Source organism: Streptomyces sp. NPDC002537 (assembly GCF_053594975.1).
The window spans coordinates 1-1,149 of the sequence record NZ_JBSFWT010000202.1; the positions used below are offsets into that span (position 1 = coordinate 1).

Annotated in this window: 1 protein-coding gene; it reads right to left on the reverse strand. The window is 67.1% G+C overall.

Going from position 1 to position 1,149, the window contains the following annotated elements:
• Positions 1-1,149: beta-ketoacyl synthase N-terminal-like domain-containing protein (locus ACWD4A_RS35395; protein WP_451200589.1), on the reverse strand; the 1,149-nt coding region annotated here is incomplete at both ends.

A 1,149-nucleotide genomic window follows, 5' to 3' on the forward strand; every position in this document is an offset into this window, starting at 1 on the left:
AGGAGGCGTTGTTGGGGGTCGGTGGCGAGGGCTTCGCGTGGGGATATGCCGAAGAACTCGGCGTCGAAGTCGGCCGCGTCGTGCAGGAAACCACCCTCACGTGAATAGGTCTTGCCGGGCTTGCCCGGTTCGGGATCGTAGATGTCGTCGACGTTCCAGCCTCGGTCCTCGGGGAAGGGTGAGATGCCTTCGCGTCCTTCGGCGAGCAACTCCCAGAGTTCTTCGGGTGTGTTGACGTTGCCGGGGAAGCGGCAGCTCATGCCGACGATGGCGATCGGTTCGTCCGGGGCCGTGCCGGAGACGGCGACCGGAGCCGAGGCCGTGGCCGTGGCTTGTGCCGGGTCCGAGCCGAACAGCTTGTCGCCGAGGTACTCCGCCAGCGCCGCCGGTGTCGGGTAGTCGAAGACCAGGGTGGCGGGCAGCCGAAGAGAAGTCGCCTTGTTCAGCCGGTTGCGCAGCTCCACGGCGGAGAGCGAATCGAAACCGATCTCGGTGAAGGCGCGTCGGCCGTCGATGGCGCTTGCGCCGTCGTGGTGCAGCACCTCGGCGACGTGTGTACGCACCAGGTCGAGCAGCGCGCGCGCACGCTCCACCGTGTCCAGTCCGCCCAGCCGGGAAACGGCCTCGGGGTGGGTTGTCGCGGGTGCCGTGGTGGTGTGTGCGGTGGGGCGGGTGGGTGTTGGGGGGTTGAGGGTGTGGAGGAGGGGGTGGGTGGGTGTGTGGTGGGGGTTGGGGTGGATGGGGAGGAGTGTGGGGTGGTGGGTGGTGAGGGCGGTGTCGAGGAGGGTGAGGTTTTGGGTGGTGGTGAGGGGGAGGAGGGGGCCGTTGTTCATGCGGTTGAGGTCGGTTTGGGTGAGGTGGGTGGTCATGCCGGTGTTGTGGGTCCAGAGTCCCCAGGCGAGGGATTGTGCGGGGAGTCCTTGTTGGTGGCGGTGGTGGGCGAGGGTGTCGAGGAAGGCGTTGGCTGCGGCGTAGTTGGCTTGTCCGGCTCCGTCGAGGGTGGCTGCGGCGCTGGAGTAGAGGATGAAGTGGGTGAGGTTGAGGTGTTGGGTGTGTGTGTGGAGGTGCCAGGCGGCGTCTGCTTTGGGGGTGAGGGTGGTGTTGAGGTGGTGGGGTGTTTGGTTGGTGAGGGTGGCGTCTTGGAGGGTG